This window comes from Schumannella luteola (genome assembly GCF_013408685.1).
Taxonomy (GTDB): domain Bacteria; phylum Actinomycetota; class Actinomycetes; order Actinomycetales; family Microbacteriaceae; genus Schumannella; species Schumannella luteola.
In genome coordinates, this window is sequence record NZ_JACBZY010000001.1 from 962,589 (window position 1) to 971,624 (window position 9,036).

The window sequence follows — 9,036 nt, forward strand, 5'->3', positions numbered from 1 at the left end:
CCGCCGTGACCGACGCGCGCCAGCAGCTCATCGACTACATCCGCTCCGACGCCGTGTTCCACGGCGACTTCACGCTCACCAGCGGCAAGAAGGCCAGCTACTACGTCGACCTGCGTCGCGTGAGCCTCGACCACCGCGTCGCCCCGCTCATCGGCCAGGTCATGGTCGACCTGATCGCCGACATCCCCGAGGTGGATGCGGTGGGCGGCCTGACCATGGGCGCCGACCCGATCGCGGCCGCGGTTCTGCACCAGGGCGCCGCGCGCGGTCTGAGCTATGACGCGTTCGTCGTGCGCAAGGAGCCCAAGGACCACGGCCGCGGCCGTCAGGTCGAGGGCCCCGACCTCGCCGGCAAGCGCGTGATCGTGCTCGAAGACACCTCGACCACGGGCGGCTCGCCGCTGCAGGCCATCGCCGCGCTCGAGAAGGTGGGCGCCGAGATCGCCGCCGTCGCGGTGGTCGTCGACCGCGCGACCGAGGCGAAGGCCCGCATCGAGTCGGCCGGCTACCCCTACTACTCGGCCATCGGCCTGGAAGACCTGGGCCTGGCTCCGTGAGCTCCGGCGGCGGGCTGAGCGATGAGCAGCGGAAGCGGCTGAGCGCCGCGCCGCCGCCGTCGCCCGGCTCGGCCGCTCCCGACGGTGTCGAGCGGCCCGTGCCGCCACCGGTTCCGCCGCCCCTCGTCGAGCCGCCGGCCCCGCCGCTGCGGGCCGCGCCGCAGTTCGTCGAGCCCGACGCCGGTGACGCCCGACCCGATCGGACCGCTCGACCCACTCGGCCGGCTCCCGCGGCCCCGCCGATCGAGCGGCGCACCGAGCCGCCGATCGACACGGGTGCCCTGCCCGGCACGGAGCCGATCGCCGCAGTCGAGCAGCCGGCCCGGCATCCCGCCGAGCCGTCGATCGACACCGGAGCGTTGCCCGGCACCGAGCCGATAGCCGCGGTCGAGCAGCCGCGTCGGCGTCGCGCCGAGCTGCCCATCGATACCGGTGCCCTGCCCGGAACCCAACCGATCGCCGCCGCCGCCGCCGAGCCCTCGATCGACACCGGCGCGCTACCCGGGACCGCGCCGATCGCCGCCGCCGACCTCGCGCACACCGACCCCACGACGCTGCCGCCCGAGCTGCACCTGCAGTCGGCGCTCGCGTTCGAGAGCCCGCCCGGAACCGTCCCGCAGGCCGAGAGCTCGGCGCTGCTCGACGAGCTCTTCGCCCCCGAGCGCTTCGTCGAGTGGCAGGACGGCGCCGTCACCAGCCCGCGCGCGCCTGACCGCGCCGGCCCGCCGACGCAGGGGCACATCCCCTCGGGCCTGACCGGACCCCAGCCGGCGCACGACCCGTGGGCGCGCACGAAGGCCGCGCTCGCGGCGGCGCAGGAGGCCGACGAGCGCGCGCTCGCGCGGGGCGCCCGCTTCGGCTGGACGGGTCAACCGGGGCATGCGGCCGGTGCGTCCGGCGCCGCCAGCGGCCCCCCCCGCCGGCCTCGACACGGGTGACCACGCCCCGATGTCGCGCACCCAGCGCTCCCTGCTCGCGGTCGCTGTCGCCGTCGTGAGCGTGCTCGCACTGCTGTCGCTCTTCCTGCTCGGGAGTCGCCTGCCGGTCGCCGGAGCGGACCCGGATTCGGGCGGCTCCGCGCAGTCGGACGGCGGGGGAGCGAAGTCGGCCCCGAGCGCCGTGCCGAGCGGACCGGTGAAGGCGGGCGCGCATCCCTGGTCGGCTCTTGCCGGCGGCGAGTGCCTGGCCGACTTCAGCGACCCGTGGGCGGAGACGTTCACGGTGGTCAGCTGCGCGCGCGACCACGACGCCCAGCTCGTGCTGCGCGCGCCCGTGCCCGATGCGACGAAGCGCTACCCCGGCGTCGAGGCCCTGCAGGGCCGGCTCACCGAGCTCTGCGCGGCGTCCGGCGTCGTCGACCTCGCCGCCGCCGGGCAGTACACCGACCTGCAGCTCTCGGCCGCCTTCCCGGCGACCTCGGCGCAGTGGTCGAGCGGCCCGCGCGACTACTTCTGCTTCGTGACCCGGTCGAGCGGCAAGCCGATCGGCGAGAGCCTCCAGGGCGCCGCGCAGGCCGGCGTCTGGGCCGCGCAGAAGGCGGCCGTCAGCTCGGCACCGCCGAAGAGCGACGGCTGATCGGCGAGCTCAGAGCTCAGAGCTCGGTCTCGGCCGGCCCGACGAGCAGCTCGTGCACGCCCGCGATGACCTCGTCGGGGCGGAAGGGGTACTTCGCGATCTCCGCTTCGTCGCTGATGCCGGTCATCACGAGCACCGTGTGCAGCCCCGCCTCGATGCCGGCGACGATGTCGGTGTCCATGCGGTCGCCGATCATGCCGGTGTTCTCGCTGTGCGCGCCGATCTTGTTCATCGCCGAGCGGAACATCATCGGGTTCGGCTTGCCGACGACGTAGGGCTCGCGGCCGGTCGCCTTCGTGATGAGAGCCGAGATCGCGCCCGTCGCGGGCAGCACGCCCTCCTGGCTCGGGCCGGTCGCATCCGGGTTGGTCGAGATGAAGCGGGCGCCGTTGTTGATGAGGCGGATGGCCTTGGTGATCGCCTCGAAGGAGTAGTTGCGGGTCTCGCCCACGACCACGTAGTCGGGGTTCGTCTCGGTCATCACGAAGCCGGCCTCGTGCAGCGCGGTCGTGATGCCGGCCTCGCCGATCACGAATGCCGAGCCGCCCGGCATCTGCGAGCGGCAGAAGTCGGCGGTGGCGAGCGCGCTGGTCCAGATGCGGTCTTCGGGAACGTTGAGTCCGCTCGAGCGCAGGCGGGCCGCGAGGTCGCGCGGCGTGAAGATCGAGTTGTTCGTCAGCACGAGGAACGGGGTGCCGGCGTCGAGCCACTGCTGGATGAGCTCGGGGGCGCCTGGCAGGGCATGATTCTCGTGCACGAGCACGCCGTCCATATCGGTCAGCCAGGCCTCGACCTCGGTGCGCGCATTCGCCATGGCCCGATGGTACCGAGTCCCCCGAACGCCCCTCTGAACACGGGGATTCGCGGCGCCTGCAGGCGATGCAGAAATGCCGGATCCGACTGCGAATCATCGGTCCGAGCGAGGGAATCCGCAGGCCGAACCCTGGCAAGGCCGTGTGAATCGTCGTGTACCCCGGGGGTACAGTTCTTGGCTTGTCGAGGGTCGACGGGCTGCACAACCCGCCGACGCCGGCATCACCAAGGCGATCCGACAGCCCGAGGGACCGCCGGAAAGAGACAAGAACGTGAGCTCCAGCAACCCCAGTCATACCCAGCCGTCCTCGGCAGAACGCGCTCCGCGCGGACGCCGCGGACGGCGGCTCCGTGTCGGCGACATCACCGTCGTCGACCGGTCGATGATGCGGCGCGCGATCAGCGGCACCATCGTCGGCAACACCATGGAGTGGTACGACGTCGGCGTCTACGGCTACCTGGCCGTGACCATGGGAAAGGTCTTCCTGCCGACGGCCGCCCCGACCATCCAGATCCTCTTCAGTCTCGGCGTCTTCGCCGCGACCTACATCGCCCGCCCGCTCGGCGGCATCGTCTTCGGCCGCCTCGGCGACAAGCTGGGTCGGCAGAAGATCCTCGCGACGACGCTCATCATGATGGCGTCGTCGACCTTCCTCATCGGCGTGCTGCCCGACTACGCCCTCGTCGGCGCCCTCGGGCCGATCCTGCTCGTGCTGCTCAAGCTCGTGCAGGGCTTCTCGACCGGCGGCGAGTACGCCGGCGCGACGACCTTCATCAGCGAGTACTCGCCCGACCGCAAGCGCGGCTTCTTCGCCAGCTTCCTGGATGCGGGCAGCTACACCGGCTTCGCGCTCGGCGCCGCCGTGGTGTCGCTGCTGCAGGTGCTCGCCGGCTCGGAAGCCATGGTCGAGTGGGCCTGGCGCATCCCGTTCCTCGTCGCCGGACCCGTCGGCGTGATCGCGATCTACTTCCGACTCCGCATCGAGGAGTCGCCGGCCTTCCAGGCGACTCAGGATGCCGCAGCGTCGGCCAGCAGCGAGATCGCCGACCTGCAGGGCCGCCCGCGCAGCGTGTGGCAGCTCATCGCGCGCCACTGGCGCCCGCTGCTGCTGGCCATGGCGATCGTGGCGGCGTCGAACATCGTCGCCTACGCGCTCACCAGCTACATGCCGACCTACCTGACCGACACGCTCGGCTACGACCCGCTGCACGGCACGCTGCTGACCATCCCGGTGCTGATCTTCCTCGCGGTGATCATGCCGTTCGTCGGCCGCATCTCGGATCGCGTCGGCCGCCGCCCGGTGCTGCTCACCGGCGCGATCGTCACGATCGTGCTGACGATCCCGGCGTTCCTGCTGATCGGCGTCGGCACCATCGCCACGACCCTCGCGGGCCTGTCGCTGCTGGCGATCATGGTCGCCCTGTGGGTCTCGAACCAGGCGTCCGCTTTGCCGGCCATGTTCCCGACCTCGGCGCGCTACGGCGCGATGGGCATCGCCTTCAACGTCGCCATCGCGATCTTCGGCGGGACGACGCCGCTCATCATCCAGTTCCTCATCGAGGTCACGAAGAACGACCTCGCCCCGGCCTGGTTCCTGATGGGCGCCAGCGTCGTCGGCGCGATCGGGCCGATCCTCATGAAGGAGTCGGCGAAGCGCCCGCTGCCGGGCGCCCTCCCCGCCGTCGAGACCGAGGAGGAGGCCCGCGACCTGGTCGAGCACCAGGACGAGAACCCCTACCTCGACCTCAGCACCATGCCCCTCGAGCAGCTCGACGAGGCGCACCAGGCTCGGCTCAAAGCCGACGCCGAGCGCGCGACGCGCGAGCCCGCCGACAGCGGAGCGCGCTGACCTGACCCGGGGTGCGCGGTGGGGTCTCTTGTCTCTTCCTCGCCGCGCATCCCGACCCTCCCCTGAGAAGAGACGACCGACGCCGCACCGCCGCACCACAGCACGACGAACAACCACTGCACGCCCACACCAGGCAGACGCTCGATGACGAGCCCGCCGAAGAGGAGAACGACCGTGAGTTCCGCCAGTCCTGCCCATTCTCAGCCGCCGTCGTCAGAAGCGCCCGCCGGCGCCTCCGCCGGCGGCAAGCCCACCCGCCGGCAGCGCAAGCTGCGCGTCGGCGACGTGAACGTCGTCGATCGGTCGATGATGCGTCGCGCGATCAGCGGCACCATCGTCGGCAACACCATGGAGTGGTACGACGTCGGCGTCTACGGCTATCTCGCCGTGACCATGGGAAAGGTCTTCCTGCCGACCGCCACCTCCTCGGTGCAGATCCTGTTCAGCCTGGGTGTCTTCGCGGCCACCTACGTGGCCCGCCCGCTCGGCGGCATCGTCTTCGGGCGCATCGGCGACCGCATCGGCCGCCAGAAGGTGCTCGCGACCACTCTCATCCTCATGGCGTCGTCGACGCTGCTGATCGGCGTGCTGCCCGACTACGCCCTCGCCGGTGCGCTCGCTCCGGTGCTGCTCGTGATCCTCAAGCTCGCCCAGGGCTTCTCGACCGGCGGAGAGTACGCCGGCGCCACGACGTTCATCAGCGAGTACTCGCCCGACCGCAAGCGCGGCTTCTTCGCCAGCTTCCTCGACACCGGCAGCTACATCGGCTTCGCGCTCGGCGCCGGCGTCGTGTCGGCGCTGCAGCTCACCGTCGGCCAGGAGGGTCTCGAGGCGTGGGCGTGGCGCGTGCCGTTCCTGATCGCCGGCCCGATCGGCGCCGTCGCGATCTACTTCCGCCTCAAGATCGAGGAGTCGCCGGCGTTCCAGGCGACCCAGGACGCGCAGGAGCACGCGAGCGCCGAGATCGCCGAGGCGCAGGGCCGCCCGCGCAACATCTTCGCGCTCATCGCGCTGCACTGGCGCTCGCTGCTGATCCTCATCGCGCTCGTCGCCGCATCCAACTCGGTCGGCTACGCGCTGACCAGCTACATGCCGACCTACCTGACGGATGCGCTCGGCTACGACCCGATCCACGGCACGCTGCTGACGATCCCGGTGCTGTTCCTGCTGGCCGCGCTGCTGCCGCTCACCGGCAAGCTCTCCGACCGATTCGGCCGCCGCCCGGTCATGTGGACGGGCGCGATCAGCGTGATCGTGCTGTCGATCCCCGCGTTCCTGCTGATCGGCGCCGACTCGATCGGCACGACCCTGCTCGGTCTCGCACTCGTCGCCGTGATGACGGCGCTGTGGGTGTCGAACCAGGCCGCGTCGCTTCCGGCGCTGTTCCCGACCTCGTCGCGCTACGGCGGCATGGGGCTCGGTTACAACATCGCGATCGCCGTCTTCGGCGGAACGACGCCGCTCATGATCCAGGGCCTGCTGTTGCTCACCGGCAGCAACCTCGCGCCGGCCTGGTTCCTCATGGGAACGAGCGTGCTCGGCGCGATCGGCGTCTTCTTCATGAAGGAGTCGTCGCGGCGCCCCATGCCGGGATCCCTGCCGTCGGTCGAGACCGAGGAGGAGGCCCGCGAGCTCGTCGCCACGCAGGACGACAACCCGCTGCTCGACCTCTCGACGATGCCGCTCGACCTCCTCGACGGAGCCCACGAGGAGCGCATCGCCGCCGACCGCGCCCGCCGCGAGGCCGCCGGAACCGCGGCGAAGCGCTAGCCGTCCGGCCGCGCCGCACCTCTCCTGTGATTCTCGATGAGGGGTCGCGAAGGCCCCGCCGCACGCCCGGATCGGAGCGCCTGCGGGGCCTTTGCGCCCCCTCACGGCATGTGTCTACGGTGGGGCCGTGACCATCTGGCCCGATCTGAACGGCGGCGTGGATTCGCTGCTGCAGTCGTGGGCGGCCGTCGCCGGCAGCGGCTTCTGGTTCGTGCTGACCGCCTTCGCGTTCTGGCCCGTGTTCGCGAAAGCCGACTACCCGCCCTGGCTCGGCTTCGTGCCCATCGTCAACATCTACGTGCTCGTGAAGATCGCCGGATACAGCGGCGTCGCGGTGCTGCTGTTCCTGGTGCCGTTCGTCAACATCCTGTTCACGATCTTCTGCGCGGTGCGCATCGGCGACGCCTTCGGCCGCAGCGGCTGGTTCAGCTTCTTCCTGCTGTTCCTGCTCGCGCCGATCGGCTTCTTCATCGTCGGCTGGAGTCGGGATGAGTTCCGCCCGCTCGACGACGCCGGCTTCCGCACCGAGCCGGCGGTGGAGGCGAACTGAGTCTTCGGCTGCGCCGGGTCAGGCCGTGCGTTCGGCGGCGAGTTCCGGCTCAGGCGACGCGGTCGGCAGCTCGGTGCCGTCGACGGTGACCACCCGGGCCGAGGGGATGCGCTGGCGCATGATGCGCACCGCATCCGGATGCTGGTCGATCAGCAGGGCGCGGCGGCCGAGCTGCGTCGCGACGGCGCCGGTCGTGCCCGAGCCGGCGAAGAAGTCGAGCACCCAGTCGCCGGGCGCCGAGCTGGCCTGCACGATGCGACGCAGCACGCCCTCGGGCTTCTGCGTGGCGTAGCCGGTGCGCTCGTGGCCGGAGGTCGGCACGATCGTGTGCCACCACACATCCGTGGGTCGTTTGCCGCGCTCGGCCTGCTCGGGCGTGACGAGGCCTGGCGCCATGTACGGCTCGCGGTCGACCGCCTCGGCGTCGAAGTAGTAGGAGCGCGGGTTCTTCACGTAGACGAGGATCGTGTCGTGCTTCGCCGGCCAGCGGCGCGCGGTCTTCGCGCCGTAGTCGTAGGCCCAGATCAGCTCGTTGAGGAAGCACTCGCGACCGAACAGCGCATCCAGCGCGAGCTTCGCGTAGTGCGCCTCGCGGTAGTCGAGGTGCAGGTAGAGGGTTCCGGTGTCGGCGAGCAGCCGCCAGGCCTCGGCGAGGCGCGGCTCGAGGAACTCCCAGTAGTCGGCGAAGCGGTCGTCGTAGCGGATGAGCGTGCGCTTGATCGCCGTGTAGTCGCGTCCGCCGAAGCCGCGGCGCAGGATCGTGGAGGCGTCGTCGCCCGTTTCGGCGAGCGGCTCCTCATCCGTCGACCCCGCGGCGGCAGCGGTCGGGCGCCGCACGGTCGAGATGCTCTGGAAGCGCTGCTCGCGCCCGGTGTTGAACGGCGGGTCGAGGTAGACGAGCTGGAACGCTCCGTCGGGCAGCTGCGCGGTCGCGGCGAGGTTGTCGCCGTGCACGATCGTGTCGGGGGAGTCGGCGGTCCACAGCGGCGCGGAAGTCGTGCGTCGCCGGGCCATGCCGAGACTTTAACAGCGCCCGCGCATCCGCCCCCGCTGCCCCGCCGCCGACCCCTCAGCGAGAATGTCGGGGTGGATGAGCGTGCCGAGCACGACGAGACGCCCGAGCCCGCCGAGGCGCAGCTCGAGGTCGGCGTCGGCCCGTGGCCCGGCGGTCGCGCGGCGTGGCCCGACGATGCCCGCCTCGACCCGGAGCTGCTCGAGCTCGGTGACCGGCGCAACGTGGTCGACGAGTTCCGCTACTGGCGGCTCGAGGCGATCGTGGCCGAGCTCGACCGGCGCCGGCATCCCTTCGAGGTCGCGGTCGAGAACTGGCAGCACGACCTCAACATCGGCTCGATCGTGCGCAGCGCGAACGCCTTCCTCGCGGCCCGCGTGCACATCGTCGGCCGGCGCCGCTGGAACCGGCGCGGCGCGATGGTGACCGACCGCTACCAGCACGTCGAGCACCATCCCTCGATCGATGAGCTGGCGGCGGATGCGCGCGCCCGCGGCCTGACGATCGTGGCGGTCGACAACGTTCCCGGCTCGGTCGGCGTCGACGACTACGCCTTCCCGCCGGCGAGCCTGCTGCTGTTCGGCCAGGAGGGGCCCGGGCTGAGCTCGGAGGCGATCGCGGCGGCGGATGCGGTGGTCGCGATCCCGCAGTTCGGCTCGACCCGTTCGATCAACGCGGCTGCGGCGGCGGCGATCGTGATGCACGCCTGGATCCGGGAGCACACCCGCTGACGGCTTCCGTGTCGGGCCTCGGCCACGCGCGGCCCCCGAAATGGGGGCGATCGGGGGTGACGGCAGATGGTCACCCCCGAGGTAACCCCCTTGACAGCGGTGGAGAACCCTTCATCTCGTGACGCAGGTGACCTATGTTGTTTGTCAGAAGCAAACGATTTCCATGCCGTGGTCCTGA

At 71.2% G+C, this 9,036-nt stretch carries 9 protein-coding genes; 7 read left to right on the plus strand and 2 right to left on the minus strand.

All coding sequences use genetic code 11. The annotated features are described in order from the left end of the window. Window positions 1–5: 5 nt before the first annotated feature. Genes pyrE through BJ979_RS04360 form a run of 3 tightly spaced genes read left to right on the plus strand, consistent with a single transcriptional unit; the run spans window position 6 to window position 2,132 of the window. Entirely contained in the window at window positions 6–557 is a 552-nt protein-coding gene (pyrE, locus tag BJ979_RS04350) for an orotate phosphoribosyltransferase (RefSeq protein WP_343046593.1), read from the plus strand. Continuing rightward, window positions 554–1,495: a hypothetical protein gene (locus BJ979_RS04355; protein ID WP_179565552.1), complete on the plus strand. Its 942-nt coding sequence runs from the start codon at window positions 554–556 to the stop codon at window positions 1,493–1,495. Before pyrE ends, BJ979_RS04355 begins: the two co-directional genes overlap by 4 nt. A 10-nt stretch (window positions 1,496–1,505) precedes the next feature. Further along, window positions 1,506–2,132 (plus strand): hypothetical protein, encoded by a 627-nt coding sequence (locus tag BJ979_RS04360; RefSeq protein WP_179565554.1) that lies wholly within the window; start codon window positions 1,506–1,508, stop codon window positions 2,130–2,132. 16 nt (window positions 2,133–2,148) lie between these two features. Here BJ979_RS04360 and BJ979_RS04365 read toward each other — a convergent pair whose 3' ends face one another. Beyond that, complete coding sequence (locus BJ979_RS04365) at window positions 2,149–2,946, minus strand: HAD-IIA family hydrolase (RefSeq protein WP_179565556.1); 798 nt, start codon at window positions 2,944–2,946, stop codon at window positions 2,149–2,151. 271 nt (window positions 2,947–3,217) lie between these two features. Between BJ979_RS04365 and BJ979_RS04370 the strand changes: the two genes are divergently transcribed. The 3 genes from BJ979_RS04370 to BJ979_RS04380 all read left to right on the plus strand — a co-directional run bounded on the left by BJ979_RS04370 (window position 3,218) and on the right by BJ979_RS04380 (window position 7,115). Further along, on the plus strand, window positions 3,218–4,795 hold the full coding sequence (locus BJ979_RS04370) for an MFS transporter (protein ID WP_343046594.1): 1,578 nt from the start codon (window positions 3,218–3,220) through the stop codon (window positions 4,793–4,795). A 144-nt stretch (window positions 4,796–4,939) separates the two neighbouring features. Then, a complete protein-coding gene (locus BJ979_RS04375) occupies window positions 4,940–6,565 on the plus strand; it encodes an MFS transporter (RefSeq protein WP_179565560.1) in 1,626 nt (541 codons plus the stop codon). A gap of 127 nt (window positions 6,566–6,692) precedes the next feature. Further along, window positions 6,693–7,115, plus strand: coding sequence for a DUF5684 domain-containing protein (locus BJ979_RS04380; protein WP_179565562.1), 423 nt, complete (start codon window positions 6,693–6,695; stop codon window positions 7,113–7,115). Window positions 7,116–7,133: 18 nt separating this feature from the next. On the opposite strand, the gene BJ979_RS04385 is transcribed toward BJ979_RS04380, so the two are convergent. Continuing rightward, on the minus strand, window positions 7,134–8,129 hold the full coding sequence (locus BJ979_RS04385; protein WP_179565564.1) for a DNA-methyltransferase: 996 nt from the start codon (window positions 8,127–8,129) through the stop codon (window positions 7,134–7,136). A 72-nt stretch (window positions 8,130–8,201) separates the two neighbouring features. On the opposite strand from BJ979_RS04385, the gene BJ979_RS04390 reads away from it, so the two are divergent. Beyond that, window positions 8,202–8,858 carry a TrmH family RNA methyltransferase gene (locus BJ979_RS04390; protein WP_179565566.1) on the plus strand — a complete coding sequence of 219 codons (657 nt, stop codon included), beginning with the start codon at window positions 8,202–8,204 and terminating at the stop codon, window positions 8,856–8,858. The last annotated feature ends 178 nt before the right edge of the window (window positions 8,859–9,036 follow it).